The 18,174-nt window shown below is 60.4% G+C and carries 17 protein-coding genes and 1 pseudogene; 16 read left to right on the plus strand and 2 right to left on the minus strand.

Features of this window, described 5'->3' with window-relative positions; genetic code table 11:
* Positions 1–192: 192 nt before the first annotated feature.
* The 14 genes and pseudogenes from arnB to C8K63_RS05725 all read left to right on the plus strand — a co-directional run bounded on the left by arnB (position 193) and on the right by C8K63_RS05725 (position 14,144).
* Positions 193–1,341 (plus strand): UDP-4-amino-4-deoxy-L-arabinose aminotransferase, encoded by a 1,149-nt coding sequence (gene arnB / locus C8K63_RS05660; protein ID WP_108215795.1) that lies wholly within the window; start codon positions 193–195, stop codon positions 1,339–1,341.
* Positions 1,338–2,357: an undecaprenyl-phosphate 4-deoxy-4-formamido-L-arabinose transferase gene (arnC, locus tag C8K63_RS05665; protein ID WP_108215796.1), complete on the plus strand. Its 1,020-nt coding sequence runs from the start codon at positions 1,338–1,340 to the stop codon at positions 2,355–2,357. The genes arnB and arnC overlap by 4 nt, the downstream gene beginning before the upstream one ends.
* Positions 2,354–4,345, plus strand: coding sequence for a bifunctional UDP-4-amino-4-deoxy-L-arabinose formyltransferase/UDP-glucuronic acid oxidase ArnA (gene arnA / locus C8K63_RS05670; protein ID WP_108215797.1), 1,992 nt, complete (start codon positions 2,354–2,356; stop codon positions 4,343–4,345). The genes arnC and arnA overlap by 4 nt, the downstream gene beginning before the upstream one ends.
* On the plus strand, positions 4,345–5,229 hold the full coding sequence (arnD, locus tag C8K63_RS05675) for a 4-deoxy-4-formamido-L-arabinose-phosphoundecaprenol deformylase (RefSeq protein WP_108215798.1): 885 nt from the start codon (positions 4,345–4,347) through the stop codon (positions 5,227–5,229). The genes arnA and arnD overlap by 1 nt, the downstream gene beginning before the upstream one ends.
* Positions 5,226–6,875 carry a lipid IV(A) 4-amino-4-deoxy-L-arabinosyltransferase gene (gene arnT / locus C8K63_RS05680; RefSeq protein ID WP_108215799.1) on the plus strand — a complete coding sequence of 550 codons (1,650 nt, stop codon included), beginning with the start codon at positions 5,226–5,228 and terminating at the stop codon, positions 6,873–6,875. The genes arnD and arnT overlap by 4 nt, the downstream gene beginning before the upstream one ends.
* Positions 6,872–7,216, plus strand: a complete 345-nt coding sequence (gene arnE, locus C8K63_RS05685) for a 4-amino-4-deoxy-L-arabinose-phosphoundecaprenol flippase subunit ArnE (protein WP_108215800.1) — start codon at positions 6,872–6,874, stop codon at positions 7,214–7,216. Before arnT ends, arnE begins: the two co-directional genes overlap by 4 nt.
* Positions 7,213–7,614, plus strand: coding sequence for a 4-amino-4-deoxy-L-arabinose-phosphoundecaprenol flippase subunit ArnF (arnF, locus tag C8K63_RS05690; RefSeq protein WP_108215801.1), 402 nt, complete (start codon positions 7,213–7,215; stop codon positions 7,612–7,614). Before arnE ends, arnF begins: the two co-directional genes overlap by 4 nt.
* Positions 7,611–8,990 carry a UDP-glucose/GDP-mannose dehydrogenase family protein gene (locus C8K63_RS05695; RefSeq protein ID WP_108215802.1) on the plus strand — a complete coding sequence of 460 codons (1,380 nt, stop codon included), beginning with the start codon at positions 7,611–7,613 and terminating at the stop codon, positions 8,988–8,990. Before arnF ends, C8K63_RS05695 begins: the two co-directional genes overlap by 4 nt.
* Positions 8,991–8,995: 5 nt before the next feature.
* Positions 8,996–10,588: an ArnT family glycosyltransferase gene (locus C8K63_RS05700; protein ID WP_371920731.1), complete on the plus strand. Its 1,593-nt coding sequence runs from the start codon at positions 8,996–8,998 to the stop codon at positions 10,586–10,588.
* An 80-nt stretch (positions 10,589–10,668) separates the two neighbouring features.
* A complete protein-coding gene (locus tag C8K63_RS05705; protein ID WP_108216083.1) occupies positions 10,669–11,847 on the plus strand; it encodes an MFS transporter in 1,179 nt (392 codons plus the stop codon).
* Between the two features lie 160 nt (positions 11,848–12,007).
* Complete coding sequence (locus C8K63_RS05710) at positions 12,008–12,715, plus strand: HPP family protein (RefSeq protein WP_108215804.1); 708 nt, start codon at positions 12,008–12,010, stop codon at positions 12,713–12,715.
* Between the two features lie 14 nt (positions 12,716–12,729).
* Positions 12,730–13,075: pseudogene (locus C8K63_RS05715) on the plus strand (xanthine permease XanP); the annotation flags it as partial.
* Between the two features lie 25 nt (positions 13,076–13,100).
* Positions 13,101–13,571 carry an LEA type 2 family protein gene (locus C8K63_RS05720; RefSeq protein WP_108215805.1) on the plus strand — a complete coding sequence of 157 codons (471 nt, stop codon included), beginning with the start codon at positions 13,101–13,103 and terminating at the stop codon, positions 13,569–13,571.
* Between the two features lie 27 nt (positions 13,572–13,598).
* Positions 13,599–14,144 (plus strand): GNAT family N-acetyltransferase, encoded by a 546-nt coding sequence (locus tag C8K63_RS05725; RefSeq protein ID WP_108215806.1) that lies wholly within the window; start codon positions 13,599–13,601, stop codon positions 14,142–14,144.
* A gap of 2 nt (positions 14,145–14,146) precedes the next feature.
* Here the strand turns inward: C8K63_RS05725 and C8K63_RS05730 are convergent, their stop codons facing one another.
* On the minus strand, positions 14,147–15,163 hold the full coding sequence (locus C8K63_RS05730; RefSeq protein WP_108215807.1) for an AraC family transcriptional regulator: 1,017 nt from the start codon (positions 15,161–15,163) through the stop codon (positions 14,147–14,149).
* A gap of 269 nt (positions 15,164–15,432) precedes the next feature.
* The gene (gene pssA, locus C8K63_RS05740) at positions 15,433–16,776 is read right to left on the minus strand and encodes a CDP-diacylglycerol--serine O-phosphatidyltransferase (protein WP_108215808.1); all 1,344 of its coding nucleotides are present in this window, start codon (positions 16,774–16,776) and stop codon (positions 15,433–15,435) included.
* 217 nt (positions 16,777–16,993) lie between these two features.
* Between pssA and C8K63_RS05745 the strand changes: the two genes are divergently transcribed.
* Both C8K63_RS05745 and C8K63_RS05750 read left to right on the plus strand, forming a co-directional pair.
* A complete protein-coding gene (locus C8K63_RS05745; RefSeq protein ID WP_108216084.1) occupies positions 16,994–17,557 on the plus strand; it encodes a TetR/AcrR family transcriptional regulator in 564 nt (187 codons plus the stop codon).
* Positions 17,558–17,613: 56 nt separating this feature from the next.
* Positions 17,614–18,090, plus strand: a complete 477-nt coding sequence (locus tag C8K63_RS05750) for a nuclear transport factor 2 family protein (protein WP_108215809.1) — start codon at positions 17,614–17,616, stop codon at positions 18,088–18,090.
* Positions 18,091–18,174 lie beyond the last annotated feature (84 nt).

The following is an 18,174-nucleotide window of genomic DNA, read 5'->3' on the forward strand; positions in this document are numbered from 1 at the left end:
TTCTATAGAGTCGGCGCAGCCCAGATGGACGTCCAACCTGCCGGCCATGGCGAAAAAAGTCAACTGATGCAATTTTTTACCTCCATCCAGTAACTGGTTGATTTGATGCAGGTTCTGATTTAGCGTCTAGGCTGATTTTTGGATCCCTTTTAGCCTCAAAGGCTATTTACGTTTTCAGCCCCAGAGGTGCCCATGAGTCAGGCGTTTCTCCCGTTCTCCCGTCCCAGCATCGGCGACGAAGAAATCGCGGCCGTAGAACAAGTATTGCGCTCCGGGTGGATCACTACCGGACCGAAGAACCAGGCACTGGAAGAACACTTCGCCAACTACGTCGGTTGCCGGCATGCCGTGGCACTTTCCTCGGCCACCGGCGGGATGCATATCACTCTGCTGGCATTGGGTGTCGGTCCCGGCGATGAAGTCATTACGCCCTCGCAAACCTGGGTTTCCACCGCCAACATGATCACCCTGCTGGGTGCCACGCCGGTGTTCGTCGACATCGACCGCGACACGCTGATGACCGACGTGGCCGCTATTGAAGCCGCGATCACACCGCGCACCAAAGCCATTATCCCGGTGCATTACGCCGGTGCGGCATTCGACCTCGATCCGCTCTACGCCCTGGCCGACAAACACGGCATTGCCGTGATCGAAGACGCCGCACACGCGGCAGGCACTTTCTATAAAGGTCGCCACGTCGGTTCCAAAGGCACGGCGATCTTCTCGTTCCACGCGATCAAGAACATGACCTGCGCCGAAGGCGCCATGTTCGTCAGCGACGATGAAGCCCTGGCCTCGCGGGTACGCATGCTCAAGTTTCACGGACTGGGGGTTGATGCCTATGACCGCCTGACCCACGGCCGCAAGCCCCAGGCCCAAGTGGTCGAGCCCGGCTTCAAGTACAACCTGGCTGACATCAACGCGGCCATCGCACTGGTGCAGCTGGAACGCCTGGACGAGATCAACGCCAGGCGCACTCAACTGGCCCAGACCTACTTGCAACGCCTGGAAGGCTTGCCGGTGCAACCGCTGGCTGTCCCCGCTTACTCGCACAAGCACGCCTGGCACCTGTTCATCCTGCGCATCGATGCCGAGCGCTGCGGGCTGGATCGCGAAGCGTTCATGAAAGCGCTCCAGGAGCAGAATGTCGGCACCGGCATTCACTTCATCGCCACACACCTGCACACCTACTACCGCCAGCGTTACCCTAATCTGTACCTGCCCAACACCGAATGGAATTCGGCGCGGCTGTGTTCGATCCCGTTGTTCCCCGACATGACCACCGATGATGTCGAGCGCGTCGTCGGCGCCATTGAAAACTGCATGGACAGAAGCCTTTGAGACCTTACCCAATCAATTTCGTTTCGATCGTCATTCCGGTCTACAACGAACAGGAAAGCCTGCCTGAGTTGCTCCGGCGCACCGAAGCGGCCTGCCAGCAGTTGCACCAGGCCTATGAAATCGTGCTGGTCGACGACGGCAGTCGCGACGACTCCGCACAGATCCTGGAAGACGCCGCCTCCCGCGAAGGCAGCCCGGTGGTGGCGGTGATCCTCAACCGCAACTATGGCCAGCACGCGGCGATCATGGCCGGTTTCGAACAGTGCAAGGGCGATGTCGTCATCACCCTCGATGCCGACCTGCAAAACCCGCCCGAAGAAATCCCGCGGCTGGTGGCCCAGGCCGAACTTGGCTATGACGTCGTCGCGACGGTGCGCAACAACCGTCAGGACTCGGCCTTGCGCCGCTGGCCATCGAAGCTGATCAACCTGGCCGTGAAGCGTTCCACCGGCGTAGCCATGAGCGACTACGGCTGCATGCTCCGCGCCTACCGACGCAGCATCGTCGACGCCATGCTCGCCTGCCGTGAACGCAGCACCTTCATTCCGATCCTGGCCAACAGCTTTGCCCGCCACACCACGGAAATCCCCGTGACCCACGCCGAGCGTGAACACGGCGATTCCAAGTACAGCCCCATGCGCCTGATCAACCTGATGTTCGACCTGGTCACCTGCATGACCACCACGCCGCTACGACTGCTGAGCATCGTCGGCGTCGGCATGGCGGCCCTGGGCGTACTGTTCGCCATCACGCTGATCCTGTTGCGCCTGGTGTTCGGTGCCGGCTGGGCCGGTGGCGGTACCTTCGTACTGTTCGCCGTGCTGTTCGTCTTCACCGGTGGTCAATTCATCGGCATGGGCCTGTTGGGTGAATACCTGGGCCGCATGTACAGCGACGTGCGCGCACGTCCGCGCTTCTTCATTGAAAAGGTGCTGCGTAGCCAGCCCGAATCCCCCGCTTCCGTTGTTACCGTCGACGGCCTTACTTCCACTTCTTCAGATCAGGTTCCTTCATGAGTGCAAAAGCTGTTGTCTTCGCCTATCACGATATTGGCTGCGCCGGCATCGAATCCCTGCTCTCCTCCGGGTTCGAGATCGCAGCGGTGTTCACTCACGCCGACGATCCGAAGGAGAACGCGTTCTACGGTTCTGTCGCACAGCTGTGCGCCCGCCACGGCATTGCCGTGCATGCACCGGAAGACGCCAACCATCCGTTGTGGATCGAGCGTATCGCCAAGCTCGATCCCGACTACATTTTCTCCTTCTACTACCGCAACCTGCTGAGCGAAGCACTGCTGGCGACGGCGCGCAAAGGCGCGTTCAACCTGCACGGTTCCCTGCTGCCACGCTACCGCGGCCGCGCACCGGCCAACTGGGTGCTGGTCAACGGCGAAACGGAAACCGGCGTGACCCTGCACCGTATGGTCAAGCGTGCCGATGCGGGCGCCATCGTCGCCCAGCGAAAAGTCGCAATCGAGCGCAGCGACACCGCGCTGAGCCTGCACGGCAAATTGCGCACCGCCGCCGCTGAACTGCTGCGCGACACCCTGCCGGCGCTGCTGCAAGGCAAGGTCAGCGAAACACCGCAAGACGAATCCAAGGCTACTGTGTTCGGCCGTCGCACTCCGGCTGACGGCAAACTGGTCTGGGCCAGGCCGGCCGAAGAACTGTTCAACCTCGTCCGCGCCGTGACCCAGCCATACCCGGGTGCCTTCTGCGCGGTAGGCGAGCACAAGCTGATTGTCTGGAGCGCCGAAGTCGCCAAGGGCAACGAAGGCCTGGCGCCGGGCCGCGTCATCAGCGTCGACCCGCTGCGCATCGCCTGCGGTCAAGACTCGCTGATCATCAACGCCGGCCAGCGCAACGACAACGGTCTGTACCTGAGCGGTCCGCAACTGGCCAACGAACTGGGCCTGGTGGACGGTTCCGTGCTGCGCGGTGCCGAATCCGGCCGTGCCCCACGTCGCACCCGCGTGCTGATCCTCGGCGTCAACGGCTTCATCGGCAACCACTTGTCCGAGCGTTTGTTGCGTGACGACCGCTACGAGGTCTATGGCCTGGACATCGGTTCGGACGCCATCGAGCGCCTGCGCAGCCACCCGAACTTCCACTTCGTCGAAGGCGACATCAGCATCCACTCCGAGTGGATCGAGTACCACATCAAGAAGTGCGACGTGGTACTGCCGCTGGTGGCCATCGCCACGCCAATCGAATACACCCGTAACCCGTTGCGCGTGTTCGAACTGGATTTCGAAGAAAACCTGAAGCTGGTTCGCTACTGCGTCAAGTACAACAAGCGCGTGATCTTCCCGTCGACCTCGGAAGTCTATGGCATGTGCCAGGACAACAACTTCGACGAAGACAACTCCAACCTGGTGGTCGGCCCGATCAACAAACAGCGCTGGATCTACTCGGTCTCCAAGCAACTGCTGGACCGCGTGATCTGGGCTTATGGCCAGAAGGGCCTGAACTTCACCCTGTTCCGTCCGTTCAACTGGATGGGTCCACGCCTGGACCGTCTGGATTCGGCCCGTATCGGCAGCTCCCGCGCCATTACCCAGCTGATCCTGAATCTGGTGGAAGGTACGCCGATTCGCCTATTCGACGGTGGCGAGCAAAAACGCTGCTTCACCGACATCGCCGATGGTGTGGAAGCACTGGCGCGAATCATCGACAACGACAACGATGTCTGCAACGGCCAGATCATCAACATCGGCAACCCGGAAAACGAAGCCAGCATCCGTCAGTTGGGCGAAGAGCTGCTGCGTCAGTTCGAAGCGCACCCACTGCGCGCCAACTTCCCTCCGTTCGCCGGTTTCCGCGACATCGAGAGCAAGGCGTTCTACGGCACCGGTTATCAGGACGTGTCGCACCGCAAGCCAAGCATCGCCAACGCCAAGCGCCTGCTGGACTGGACACCAACCGTGGAGATGAGTGAAACCATCGGCAACACCCTGGACTTCTTCTTGCGCGAGGCCATGCTCGAAATCGCGGACAAGCGCTGATGCAGGCGGGACTGCGGATTGATGTCGACACCTACCGGGGCACCCGTGAAGGGGTGCCTCGGTTGCTGGAAATCCTTGATGAAGCGCAGGTCAAGGCGACGTTCTTCTTCAGTGTCGGGCCGGACAACATGGGGCGCCACTTGTGGCGCCTCATCCGTCCACAGTTTCTCTGGAAAATGCTCCGTTCCAACGCAGCCGGCCTGTATGGCTGGGACATTCTGCTGGCCGGCACCGCATGGCCTGGAAAACCGATCGGCCGCGACCTGGGGCACTTGATGCGCCAGGCCCGGGATGCCGGGCATGAGGTTGGCCTGCACGCTTGGGATCACCACGGCTGGCAAGCCAACGCCGGGCGCTGGAGCGACGCACAACTGGTCGAACAGATACGCCGTGGCGTGGACACCCTCGGCGACATTCTCGGGGATAAGATCACCTGCTCGGCGTCCGCCGGGTGGCGTGCCGACGAGCGTGTGATCGAAGCCAAGCAGGGTTTCGGCTTTCGCTATAACAGCGATTGTCGCGGCCTGAGCCTGTTCCAGCCGCGATTGGCCGATGGTCGCCTGGGTGCACCGCAAATCCCGGTGGACCTGCCGACCTTCGACGAAGTGGTCGGGCCGACCGTCGCCGCCAAGGATTTCAACAGGTTCATCCTGGACCGGTTCACGCCGGAAAAACTCAACGTCTACACGATCCATGCCGAGGTAGAAGGGATTCTGATGGCCAACGATTTCCGTCAACTGCTGAGCGATGCGCGTCAGCGGACTATACATTTTCAACCTTTGGGCGACTTGTTGCCCCAGGCCCCTGCCAGTTTGCCGATCGGCCGCGTGGTACGCGGTGCTCTCGAAGGTCGCGAAGGCTGGCTGGGAGTGCAAGGCGAATGAGCAAACGCTGGGCTTTGCCGTTATTGATGGCCATGGTGGCGCTGGCATACCTGTTGCCACTGGGTAGTCATGGCTTATGGATTCCTGACGAAACCCGCTACGCCCAGATCAGCCAGGGCATGCTCCTGAGCGGCAACTGGGTGTCGCCGCATTTCATGGACGTGCGCTATTTCGAAAAACCCGCGGCCGGCTACTGGATGATTGCCATCGGTCAGGCGCTGTTCGGCCAAAACCTTTTCGGAGTGCGCTTCGCTTCGGCTCTGAGCACCGGTTTGAGCGTGCTGCTGTGCTACCTGGTCGCCCGCCGGATGTGGAACGAACCGCGCAAGAGTTTCGCCTGCGCGCTGCTGTACATGAGTTTCACGGTCGTTGCCGCTTCGGCGGGATATGCCAACCTCGACCCGCAATTCACCTTCTGGGTCAACCTCAGCCTGGTGGCGTTATGGTTCGCGCTCGACAGTACGAGCCGCGGGCAACGCCTGATCGCGTGGGCGGCGCTGGGCCTGGCCTGCGGCATGGGCTTCATGACCAAGGGTTTCCTGGCCTGGTTGTTGCCGGTGTTGATCGCCCTGCCCTGGATGATCTGGCAAAAACGCTGGCGTGAACTGCTGGTCTACGGCCCGGTGGCGGTCGTGGTAGCCATCGCCGTCAGCCTGCCATGGGCGCTTGCAGTGCACGCCCAGGAGCCTGACTACTGGCGCTTTTTCTTCTGGCACGAACACATCCGCCGTTTTGCCGGGGACGATGCCCAGCACAATGCGCCATGGTGGTATTACCTGCCGTTACTGGTGGCTTTCAGCATGCCGTGGGTTGCCTTGCTGCCGCCAGCCTTGAAGCAAGCCTGGCAGACCCGACGCCAGTCCAATATCGGGTTCCTGCTGCTGTGGCTATGGATGCCGTTGTTCTTCTTCAGCCTGAGCAAAGGCAAGTTGCCAGCCTACATCCTGCCGTGCCTGTTGCCTCTGGCATTGTTGCTCGGCCATGCACTGGCTGACCGATTGAAGCTGGAGCGAGGTCGCGCCCTGGGCATCAACGGCCTGCTGAACCTGGTGGTGGGTGTGGTCACCCTGCTGGCCCTGGTTTATCTGCAATTGAAAAAGCCGATTTACGATCATGAACTGCACAACCTGGTGTTGGTGTTCATCGGCTTGACCGGCTGGATCATGGCCAACGTGCTGCAGGCCTTCCGCCCGCTGCAGTGCTGGGCAGCCCCGGCTTTTGGCAGCCTGTTGCTCATCGGTTTATTGCCTGCCGGACTGCCCAATTCCGTAGTCGCCAATAAAACCCCTGACCAGTTCATCCTCGATCACGCCCAGGAACTTGGCCAGAGTGCCAAATTGTTGAGCAACGATCTGGGCGCCGCGTCGGCGTTGTCCTGGCGGGTGAAACGCCCGGAAGTGGCTTTTTTCAACACGATAGGCGAGTTGAAATATGGCCTTGGCTACCCTGACTCGCTCAAGCAGCGTGTCGACCCCGACCAGGTGCAACAGTGGATGCACGACGCTCGCCAGCTAGGTTCGGTCGGTGTGGTCATGCGGGTCAAGGGCGAGGAAGAGTTGCGCGAACTCGAACAATTGCCCAAAGAGGGCAAGCGGTATGAACAAGGCAATCTGGTGATTTTGATCATTCCTCAGGCGGCGCCATGAGCCTGCTATTGCTGTTAATGGCCTGTCTGCTGACCTGCCTGGGCCAGATCGCCCAGAAATATGCGGTAGAAAGCTGGCGCGGCAAACCTTCCGGGTGGGCAGACAAACTGCGCTCGCCCTGGCTTTGGCTGGCCCTCGCCTCTTTGGGCCTGGGCCTGCTGGTGTGGTTGCTGGTGCTGCAACGCCTGGAAGTCGGGATTGCCTACCCGATGCTGAGCCTGAACTTCGTGCTGATCACTCTGGTCGCGCGTTTCGTGTTCCACGAAACCATCGACCGCCGCCACTGGCTGGGTGTGGCGCTGGTGATCGGCGGCGTGGCTCTGCTGGGGCAGCACGCATGAACCTGAGTCGCGGTATTGCCTTCGCACTGGGCAGCGTGTTGCTGGTCAGCGCCGCCCAATTGGGCATGCGCTGGAGCATGAGTCACCTGCCACAGCCCGAACAATGGCTCAGCGCTCACATGGACCTTACCGCCGTTGCCGTGGTGCTCGTGGCCATCTTCGCCTATGCCTTGTCGATGCTCTGCTGGCTCGCCGCCCTGCGGGACCTGCCGCTGGGCCGGGCCTACTCGTTGCTGAGCATCAGCTACGCGCTGGTGTACCTGCTGGCCGCCAGCCTGCCGCTGTTCAACGAATCATTCAGCCTTACAAAAAGCCTTGGCGTGGCATTGGTCATCCTCGGCGTCATTACCATCAATTCTCGACCTGCTCGTGCGCCCGAATCAAGGAGTGCCCCATGAAAATCAGTGTGTTTGGTAGCGGTTATGTTGGCCTGGTGCAGGCAGCGGTTCTGGCCGAAGTCGGCCACGACGTGGTCTGCATGGACGTTGACGAGAAAAAGGTCGAACTGCTCAAGCAGGGCCACGTGAGTATTTTCGAACCCGGGCTGGCCAGCCTGGTACGCGAAGGCCTTGACGCCAAGCGGTTGCAGTTCACCAACGACGAAAAATTCGCGGTACAGCACGGAGAGGTGCTGTTCATCGCGGTCGGTACTCCATCCCGGGACAATGGCTCGGCGGACTTGCGCTACGTGATGTCTGTGGGCGAAGCCGTAGCACGGCATCGCGAACAACCGGCGATCCTGGTGGAGAAATCCACCGTTCCGGTCGGCACCGGCGACGCCTTGCGTGCACACATCGACAAATGCCTGCTCAATGCCGGGCGCGCTTTACAGTTCGATATCGTCTCCAACCCGGAGTTTTTGAAAGAAGGTTCGGCCGTGGCCGACTGCCGCCGCCCGGACCGTATCGTCGTCGGTTGTGAACGCGACGAAGTACGCGAAGTGATGCGTGACCTGTACTCGCCCTTCAACCGCAACCATGAACGCATCATGTTCATGGACCTGCGCAGTGCCGAGCTGACCAAGTACGCCGCCAACTGCATGCTGGCGACCAAGATCAGCTTCATCAACCAGATCGCCGAACTGGCCGAACACCTGGGTGCCGACATCGAATCGGTGCGCCTGGGCATCGGCGCCGACTCGCGTATCGGTTACCACTTCATCTACCCGGGTTGCGGCTACGGCGGCTCATGCTTCCCCAAGGACATGCGCGCCCTGATCCACAGCGCCGAGGAGGCTCATTGCTCCAGCGACCTGCTGCAAGCGGTGGAAGCCATCAACGAGCGGCAGAAACACAAACTGTTCGAACGCATCAACGCGTTCTACAAGGGCGACTTGCGTGGCAGGACCTTTGCCTTGTGGGGCCTGGCGTTCAAGCCAAACACCGACGACATGCGCGATGCACCGAGCCGGGTATTGCTGGAATCGTTGTGGGCCGCCGGGGCGAATGTCCGTGCGTTCGATCCGGAAGCCATGCAGGAAACCCAGAAACTGTATCCCGACGAATCGAAACTGATGCTCATGGGGACGCCTGAGTCGGTCTTGACCGGTGCCGATGCACTGATCATCTGCACCGAATGGCAACAGTTCAAGGCGCCGGACTTCGAGCTGATCCAGCAGCGGCTCAACGCACCGGTAATCTTCGACGGTCGCAACCTGTACGACGCAGACCGTCTGGCACGCATCGGTTTCACCTACTTCCCGATCGGCCGGGGCGAGTCGCGCAAATTGCCGATTCCGTACCAGCAATGGTCAGCCGAATCCGTGGTCGCCTGAACTTCATGATCCCTCACATCCGCCAACAGTCCCTCGCGCTGGGTCTGTTGGCGCTGTTGTTGTTCTGCGCCGGGATGTATCAGCAGGCGGCCATCGGTTTCGATTCGCGCTTCGTGCTATTCGCCCAGGAGATGCTGCGCAATGGGCCGTCGTTTTTTCCGACGACCTATGGCCAGCCCTACGCAGACTATTCGGGACTTTCAACGCTATTCATCTGGCTGCTTTCACTGCCGTTCGGCCAGGTCACCAGTCTGACCGCATGGCTGCCGAGCGCCATCGCCGCAGCGGTCATCGTCACCTTGATGTACCGCCTGTTGGCACCCTATTCCACGCGTTGGGCGCTGCTGAGCATCGCCCTGATGCTGTTGACCAACACCTTCATTACGGAAACCCGCGCGGTTTCCCTCGACCTGATGCTGGCGGCCGTTGCGTTCAGTGTGTTTTACCTGGGTTATACCGCCGATCACTTTGCGGCGCCGCGCCGCCGGGTTCTGATCTTTGCCTTGTTGATGCTGGGCTTCTGGATTCGCGGGCCAATCGGCCTCGTGATTCCTGCGGGGATGCTATGCAGTTATTTCCTGGTCAATCGCCAATGGCGACGGCTGATCGTCTTCGGATTGCTGGCAGCGTTGCTGCTGGCGGTGTGCATCGGGCTGTTGTTGTGGATGGCGGACATCAGCGGCGGCCCGGCCTTCCTGCAGGACGTGATTCGCATGCAGTTCATGGGACGCATGGACGGCAGTGAAGGCAGCAACGGTGTGTTGTATTACTTCACCAGCTCGATGGGCAACTATGCACTCGCGTGGCCGTTGGCGGTGCTGGCGCTGGGGGCTGTTGCGCTGACAGGCCCAAAGGAAGCCGGGCCGGCACTGCGCCTGATGCAGTACTGCGTAGCGGCCGGACTGATCGTGATGATCGGCCTTTCCGTCCCGCAGGCGAAGAAGGCCCGTTACCTGCTGCCGATGCTGCCCATGGCGGCCATCGTGGCGGCGTATCCGTTCTACGCCACACAGGGTCGATTGCTGGGTTGGCTGCGGGGGTTGATGCAGGGGCTGTGGCTGCTGATCCCGGGCCTGCTGATCGTGGCATTGCTGGTGGTACGGCGAAAATTCCCCGAGGACGTTACTCACCTCACTTCCCTGTTCATCCTTCTCGGTATGCTGCAAGTGATCGCCCTGGCAGCGCTCAAGCAATCCCGCTGGCGAGCACAGGCACTGGCTTTTTGTGCGGTCCTGGCACTCTGGTCGTTCTATATCTTGCAGTTCGAGCCGGTCCAACGACAGCTTTACGACACCCAGGCCTTCAGCCGCGAGGCGTTTGAACTCGTGCAAAACGACCCGGCACCGCTGGTCATGCACGGGATGGGCAAAGACGCCAAGGCCATCAAATTCATGGTCAACATCCCGCAGGACCTGCACCCGGTTTTCACCGAGTCGCCCCAGGAACTGGAAAACCTCAAGGCCCCGGCGTGGCTGATGATGGACCTGAACCTGTACAAGGCATTGCAAGGCACGGCCGTTGGCGCATTGCCACCCGTGTTGAGCGGGCGGTTCGACAAGAATGATTTCGTGCTGCTGCACCTCAAGCAAATCCCGTAGCAACGACCGAGTGTCCGACTGCTAGAGTAGCGCCCACGACCGGGGTGATGCCGGCCCGATCGAATAAGGACATTCACGCCGTGACCACCTACTCCCCCCTCATCCGCCGCCTGTTGATCTGCTCTTTGACCATCGTCGTCAGCCGCGCCATCACCAGCCCGCTGCTCACACTGTTCGTCAGCGACAAACTTGGCCTCAACCAACAGGACGTTGGCTTGCTGCTCGGCATTGCGGTGTTCGTCGCCACCCTGCTCTCCCTGTACGGCGGCTACATCATCGATCGCTTCGAAAAACGCCGGCTGCTGATCCTCGCCATGCTTTCCAGCGCCATCGGCCTGATGCTGCTGACATTCGCCGAAAATCTTTACCTGACCACGATGACCCTGATCGTCACCGAAACCGCGTCGGCGCTGTTTCTGATCGGCTCGAAAGCGATTCTCAGTGAAAACCTGCCTGTGGGTCAGCGCGCCAAGGCGTTTTCCTTGAGCTATACCTTGACCAACATTGGCTACGCCGTCGGCCCGATGCTCGGCGTGATGATCGCCGGCCTGTATACCAGTGCGCCATTCCTGATCGCAGCGGCCATCGCCTTTTTCAGTATTTTCCTGATGACCGGGATCGCGAAGGACCCGGCACGTTCGTCTGTCACCGGTCAGGCGCAGAGCTTCCTCAAAACCCTGATCACCCTGAAAAACGACCGCACGCTGATCATGTTCACCGCCGGTTGCCTGCTCAGCACCGTGGTGCACGGGCGCTTCACGTTTTATCTGTCGCAGTACTTGCTGGTGACCAGCGATTCGAAAAACACCATGGACGTCATGGCCGCCCTGCTGGCCTGCAATGCCCTCAGCGTGATCCTCCTGCAATATCAGATCGGACGTTTTCTCAAGCGCGAGCAACTGCGTCAGTGGATTGTGGCCGGCACGGGCCTGTTCATCCTGGGCCTGATCGGTTTCAGCCTGGCCGATAGCCTGGTGAGCTGGTGCGTGGCGATGTTCATTTTCACCCTCGGCGAAATGATCATTTACCCGGCCGAGTTCCTGTTCGTCGACACCCTGGCCCCGGAAGAACTACGTGGCAGTTATTACGGCGCGCAAAACCTGGCCGCGCTCGGTGGCGCCCTGAGTCCGGTGATCAGCGGCATTCTGCTGATGCACACGCCCGCACCAACGATGTTCTATGCCTTGAGCGCTCTCGCAGCATTGGGCGGGCTGCTGTGTTTCATGAGCGGCCGTCGAGTGCCCTTACAGCAAAATTAATGCACTGAAAGCTCATTAATATGAATTTGTCAGTAGCTGGATTGAACGGCACACTGTGCGCGTTCCTCCCCCAACAGTTGGAACACCTTCAAGGGCTTTCTGGGCTTCCCAGCCAAGCCCTTTTTTTTGCCTCGATTTTTCTGCCGGAGTTTTTCTCGGAATGCTTGCTCGCTGGTTGCCCGCCGCCATCAACACCCGCCCCACCGAATGGAGCCGCGCCGCCATCGGCATGGCCTTGGGGACACTGATGAGCGTGTGGCTCTGTAGCCAGGTTTTCGGCATTGAGGTGGCCCAGCACCTGATTGGCCCGCTGGGGGCGTCGGCGGTGCTGTTGTTTGCCGTATCTTCGGGCGCGCTCGCGCAACCCTGGTCGATTCTCGGCGGCTACTTGAGCGCCGGGGTGATTGCCTTGCTGGTGGCCCATGTGTTGGGCCGAACCCTCGGCAGCGCTTGCCTGGCCGCGGGCATGGCGTTGATCCTGATGTGCTGGCTGCGGTGCCTGCACCCACCGGCCGGTGCATTGGCCCTGACCCTGGTGCTGGCCGATCCGGCAACCATTGCCATGGACTGGAGAGCCATTGAACCGGTGATGCTCAGCGGGGCGACGATGCTGCTCTGCGCCCTGGCCTTCAACAACCTGACCCGCGTTCGTTACCCCAAGAGTGCCAGCGAACCGGTGGCCAGGATTCCTGCCGATCACCCGCCAGTCGACAGTCAGGCCATCACCGCCGAAGACCTGAAACTGGCGCTGGCTGACATGGAGGCGTTCTATGACGTCACGCCCGAAGACCTCGAACAACTGATCCAGGCCAGCCAGCTGCACGCCAAACGCCGCAGCGTGGGCGAGGTGTTCGCTCCACGACTGTAAGCCACTGACTTGGCGGTTCTTTTGCCGTGGCCGGAATCAAGATTCTCGCCGAGGCCGGCCTGCATCGGCGCAACATGCTGATCGTGGCGATTTCCCTCGGCATGGGCCTGGGGGTGGTGGCGGTGCCGGAAGTCTTGCGTGAACTGCCCGAGGCCCTGCACAACATTTTCGAATCGCCCATCACCGTCGGCGCGCTGTGCGCTATCGTTCTTAATATCGTCCTGCCCGAGGAATTCATCGAACTGGAAGAGGACGAATCCGATCCGCAGGCCTCAGTGCTTCAAGTGATGCAGAACCCCGATGTGACCTGCCAGGGATGAACCCGCAAAGGCTACGGTGGTCGCACAGTCAATCCGCTAGCCCTTTTTCAGATGAGAGCACGACCATGCGCAGCGTTCACGCGGTCCTGATTTCCCTCCTGCTCTGCCTGAGCGCCTGTTCCTCACTGCCCAATCGAGACCCGTTGAAAGTCAACGTCGTGGGCATCGAGCCCCTGCAAGGCGAGGGCATGGAAGTGCGCTTTACCGTGAAAATCCGCGTGCAGAACCCCAATGACACCACCCTCGTCTACAGCGGCGTTGCGCTGGACCTGGACATCAACGGCCAACCCTTCGCCTCTGGCGTCACCGATGAGAGTGGCTCGATCGGGCGTTTTTCCGACACCGTCGTGAGCGTGCCGGTCAGCGTTTCGGCACTTTCGGTGATCCGCCAGACCTATGGCATCAGCCGGATGAAGTCGCTTAACAACATGCCCTACATCCTGCACGGCAAGCTCTCGGGTGGGGTGTTCAACACAATGCGTTTCGTGGACAGTGGCACACTCAAACTACCGGGATCGACTACTGGCAGCCGTTAAAGCCTGACTCAAGGAGCAGCACCCACCATGGAAACCACCCCCACGCTCTACACCGAGCGCCTGATCCTGCGCCCGCTGGAGCTGGCCGACGCCGATGCCATCCAGCAACAGTTCCCCCACTGGGAGGTAGTGCGTTACCTCAACGCTTTGGTGCCCTGGCCCTATCCGGCCGATGGTGCGTTGACGTACCTGCGTGACAATGCCCTGCCAGCCGTCGCCCGTGGTGAGCAATGGCATTGGTCGATCCGTCTGAAATCGGCGCCGGAGCAATTGATCGGCAGCATCAGCCTGATGAATGAACAGGACAACAATCGTGGATTCTGGCTCGGTCCGAAGTGGCAGGGTCAGGGACTGATGACAGAAGCCAGCGCCGCGGTCACCGAGCACTGGTTCAACGCGTTGGGGCGCACCGTGCTGCGGGTGCCAAAAGCGACACCGAACATCAGCTCGCGCAGACTCTCCGAACGCACAGGCATGCGCTTGATTCGTACGGATGAAGGCCGCTTTGTCGGCGGGATCTTCCCGTTGGAAGTCTGGGAAATCACCGGTGAAGAATGGTGGTCGCGCCGCTGAATTCACTCGGCGTCATTGAGAATCAGGCTACGGTAATGCCCAGGATTCGATCCCGACCACTTGCGAAACGCCTTGTAGAATGAACTGACGTCTGCGAACCCCAGCCGCGTGGCGATTTCGCTGAAGCTGATCGCGGGCTCGGCCAGCCACACAATCGCCAGTTCCTTGCGCACGCCGTCCTTGAGACCTTGATAGGTTTGCCCTTCTTCGGCCAGTCGGCGGCGCAGGGTTGATGCCGACATGCACAGGCGCTGCGCCAGGACTTCGGTTTCCGGCCAGTGTTCGGCCGGCAGATGGCGTAGATCGTGTTTGATGCGACTGGCCAGGCTCTGCGGATCGCGGTACTTGACCAGAATGTTCGCCGGCGCATGGGCCAGGAATCGCGTGAGTTCTTCAGGGCTGCGCTTGATTGGCAAATCCAGGCAATCGGCGGAGAAAATCATCCGCGTGCGCGGACGGTCGAAACGCAGGTTCTCGGAAAACATCACCTGATAGTCATCGCAGAAGTGCGGTTTCGCACAGCGCAGTTCGATGGCCAGGATTGGGATCCGCCGCCCTGCCAGCCAGCAGGCCACGCCATGCACGATCATCCAGTACGTGAAATAGGTGAAGGCCCGGCGCGGTTCCTTGTCGTCCTCCAGCAGGACGATTTCCGCCAGGCTCTGCTGGCGCACCAGCTGTGCCGGCAAGCCTTCGAGCATCAACGACAGAAACGCCAGGCCGCTGGACAATCCCGCCGCGACGTTGGGCTGGAGCATAGCGCTGCGACACAGGAAGGCAAAGCTGCCGGATTTAAGTTTGCGTGGGTCCATGCCAAAAAACTCATCGTCCCCGCGCCGTGCCAGCAGCCGCCACAGGCGCGCATAAGCCGTGGCCGGAACGCGGGCGCCGGTGTTGCCCAACAGCAGCGGGTCGATGCCAACCTTGATCAACACCTCGTCCGTGGCGATTCCCGGCGCGCAGCTTTGCAACAGTGCTTCACGCACCAGTTGAATGGAGATGGTGTCTTTTTCCGACATGGATCGCGGCAAGCCCTGTTCTTGTTCGAGTGGGGGGCATATTAGCCGAAACCACCCGCCCGGCGAGTGTCCCTTGTGGGAGCTGGCTTGCCAGCGAAGTGGCCGGCACATTCAACAGCGATGTCGCCTGCACAGCCGCCTTCGCTGGCAAGCCAGCTCCTACAAGGGTTTTGCGTCGATCACAGCACTGTGTTTCGACGCTGATTTTGTGGGAGCGAGCTTGCTCCGGGCGGCGATCCGACGATTGCTTTTCTGAAGCCCGCGCAGATTCACAAGATGCGATAGAGCAAGCGCTCGATCCGCACACGACTCACGCGCTTGAGGAACCTGGCCACACCCGCCGGGTACTCGGCGAGGGTTTCCAGGTTCTGGAAATGCTCGATACGCGAGGTGTGCTGGAAGATCGCAGTAAGCTCTTGGCGACGCGGCTCCAGCAGTTCGCCATGGGGATCATCGATCAACAAGGCGTTTTCCAGATCGAGTCGAAACGCCCGCGGGTTGAGGTTGTTGCCGGTCAGCAAGGTATAGCGCCGGTCGATCCACATGCCCTTGAGGTGATAGGTGTTGTCGCCATCACGCCACAGGTGCAGGTTCAACTGGCCGCTGTCGATGTCGCGCTGATGCCGTTTGGCAAACCGGCGCAAGCTGATTTCGTACAGGTACGGCAGCGCTGAAATAACCCGGAACGGTTCGCTCGGCGGAATGTAGAAATCGTTGGCCGTCTTGTCGCCGACCACAATGTCGATCTTCACCCCACGGGCCAGCGCGCGGTTGATCTCGCGGATGATCGCTAGCGGCAGGTTGAAGTACGGTGTGCAAATGGTCAGTTGCTGCTGGGCGCTGGCGATCAGTTCGCAGATCACCCGGTTCAGCGGATTGTTCTTGCCGACGCCGAGCAAGGGGCTGACCGACAAACCGCTCCTGTCGGTGGTGCCCCGCGAAGTGTCGTACGCCGCGTGCTTGAGACGGCTGCGCAGGTCGCCGATGTCATGGCGCAGGCTGCGGGTGGTTGGCAGGTTCGGCAGGTCGAGGCGGTGCACCGCCTTGGAAGCCACCAGGCCGTGCTGCACCAGGTGCTGCATCGAATCGGCCAGATCACGATTGTGCAGCAGGTGATAGCGGTCGTAGCGGTACTTGTCGAACTTGTGCAGATAGACGTTGTTCAGGCTCGCGCCGCTGTAGATCACGCAGTCATCGATCACGAAGCCTTTGAGGTGCAACACGCCGAACAGTTCGCGGGTTTGTACCGGGACGCCGTAGATCGGCACCTCGCTGGCATGGGTGCGGGTCATTTCCTGATACCAGGCGGAGTTGCCCGGTTGCTTGCCGGCACCGATCAGGCCGCGCTGTGCTCGCAGCCAGTCGACGACCACCACTACGTCCAGTTCCGGACGCGCCAGCTTGGCCGCGTGCAAGGCATCGAGAATTTCCTGGCCGGCTTCATCCTGTTGCAGGTACAGCGCAACGATGTAGATGCGCCGGGTCGCGCTGGCGATTTTCTCCAGCAGGCAACGACGGAATTCGGCAGCACCAGAGAGGATGCCGACGGCATCGGCCGTCAGCGGAAAACTGCGCAGTTTGGGCAGCAGGGAACGTTTGAAAAGCAACGGCATAGGGCTCGCAAATGGGTCGAATCCGAAGAGCCCCAGAGCTTACACCATGCAAAGGTTCGGGTCTTGTTACTGTCTGTAATATCCCCTTCGCGAGCAGGCTCGCTCCCACAGAAGAATGCATTTCAATGTGGGAGCGAGCCTGCTCGCGAAGACCATTTATCAGGCGCTACAAAAACATCGATTGACCAAGGAGAACGATCGTTCTACTGTCAGCGACATGAACGAAAACACTAGCAATGACACACGCAACATCATTCTGGATGTCACCGAAAAGCTGATCTACAAAAGTGGCATTGCCACCACTGGCATGGATCTTCTGGTGAAAACCGCCGGCGTCTCCAGAAAGAGCATTTACCGCTACTTCGCCAACAAGGACGATCTGGTTGTAGCCGCCCTGCAACGCCGCGACCAGCGCTGGATGCGCTGGTACAGAGGCGAAGTCGGCCGGGCACAAACCCCGGCCGAGCGACTGCTCAACCTGTTTACCGTACTCAAATCGTGGTTCGCTTCCGATGGCTTCCGCGGTTGCGCCTTCATCAACACCAGTGGCGAGACCGGCGACCCGCAAGACCCGGTGCGCCTGGTCGCCAAAGAGCATAAACAGAAGCTGCTCGACTACGTGTGCGAGCTGTGTACCGAATATGGCGCCGAGGATCCGCAGATGCTGGCCAGACAACTGCTGATCCTGATCGATGGTGCCATTACCGTGGCGCTTGTAATGGGCGATCACAGTGCCGCCGATAATGCGCAATGCATGGCGCGAAAGTTGTTGGACCTGTAGCAACTTGACCGAGCTCGACCCGATGTTTGAACTTTAACTTGATACGGAGACTTGAAATGTCTAATGCCGAAGTTCGTCCGCCATTACCCCCTTTCACCCGTGAATCGGCCATTGAAAAAATTCGCCTGGCTGAAGACGGCTGGAACTCCCGCGACCCCGAGCGCGTGTCCCTGGCCTACACCCTGGACACTCAATGGCGCAATCGCGCCGAGTTCGCCCACAACCGCGAAGAGGCCAAAGCTTTCCTGACCCGCAAATGGGCCAAGGAGCTGGATTATCGGCTGATCAAGGAACTCTGGGCCTTTACCGGCAACCGCATTGCGGTGCGTTACGCCTATGAATGGCACGACGACTCGGGCAACTGGTTCCGCTCCTACGGCAACGAAAACTGGGAGTTCAACGAGGACGGCCTGATGGCCCGCCGCTTCGCTTGCATCAACGACTTGCCGATCAAGGAAAGCGAGCGCAAGTTTCACTGGCCGCTGGGGCGTCGTCCTGACGATCATCCGGGCCTGTCGGATCTTGACCTGTAAACACTGATCAAACTGTAGGAGCGAGCCTGCTCGCGATAGCGATCTACCAGTCAACATGAATGTTGAATGTGATGACGCCATCGC

The organism is Pseudomonas sp. GV085 (genome assembly GCF_003050925.1).
GTDB lineage: Bacteria > Pseudomonadota > Gammaproteobacteria > Pseudomonadales > Pseudomonadaceae > Aquipseudomonas.

What these genes read in the sequence shown, in the direction of transcription:
- arnB (WP_108215795.1), top strand. Translation starts at nt 193, where the DNA reads ATGAGTCAGGCGTTTCTCCCGTTCTCCCGTCCCAGCATCGGCGACGAA.
- arnA (WP_108215797.1), top strand. Translation starts at nt 2,354, where the DNA reads ATGAGTGCAAAAGCTGTTGTCTTCGCCTATCACGATATTGGCTGCGCC.
- arnD (WP_108215798.1), top strand. Translation starts at nt 4,345, where the DNA reads ATGCAGGCGGGACTGCGGATTGATGTCGACACCTACCGGGGCACCCGT.
- arnT (WP_108215799.1), top strand. Translation starts at nt 5,226, where the DNA reads ATGAGCAAACGCTGGGCTTTGCCGTTATTGATGGCCATGGTGGCGCTG.
- arnE (WP_108215800.1), top strand. Translation starts at nt 6,872, where the DNA reads ATGAGCCTGCTATTGCTGTTAATGGCCTGTCTGCTGACCTGCCTGGGC.
- arnF (WP_108215801.1), top strand. Translation starts at nt 7,213, where the DNA reads ATGAACCTGAGTCGCGGTATTGCCTTCGCACTGGGCAGCGTGTTGCTG.
- C8K63_RS05695 (WP_108215802.1), top strand. Translation starts at nt 7,611, where the DNA reads ATGAAAATCAGTGTGTTTGGTAGCGGTTATGTTGGCCTGGTGCAGGCA.
- C8K63_RS05700 (WP_371920731.1), top strand. Translation starts at nt 8,996, where the DNA reads ATGATCCCTCACATCCGCCAACAGTCCCTCGCGCTGGGTCTGTTGGCG.
- C8K63_RS05710 (WP_108215804.1), top strand. Translation starts at nt 12,008, where the DNA reads ATGCTTGCTCGCTGGTTGCCCGCCGCCATCAACACCCGCCCCACCGAA.
- C8K63_RS05720 (WP_108215805.1), top strand. Translation starts at nt 13,101, where the DNA reads ATGCGCAGCGTTCACGCGGTCCTGATTTCCCTCCTGCTCTGCCTGAGC.
- C8K63_RS05725 (WP_108215806.1), top strand. Translation starts at nt 13,599, where the DNA reads ATGGAAACCACCCCCACGCTCTACACCGAGCGCCTGATCCTGCGCCCG.
- C8K63_RS05730 (WP_108215807.1), bottom strand. Translation starts at nt 15,163, where the DNA reads ATGTCGGAAAAAGACACCATCTCCATTCAACTGGTGCGTGAAGCACTG.
- pssA (WP_108215808.1), bottom strand. Translation starts at nt 16,776, where the DNA reads ATGCCGTTGCTTTTCAAACGTTCCCTGCTGCCCAAACTGCGCAGTTTT.
- C8K63_RS05745 (WP_108216084.1), top strand. Translation starts at nt 16,994, where the DNA reads ATGAACGAAAACACTAGCAATGACACACGCAACATCATTCTGGATGTC.
- C8K63_RS05750 (WP_108215809.1), top strand. Translation starts at nt 17,614, where the DNA reads ATGTCTAATGCCGAAGTTCGTCCGCCATTACCCCCTTTCACCCGTGAA.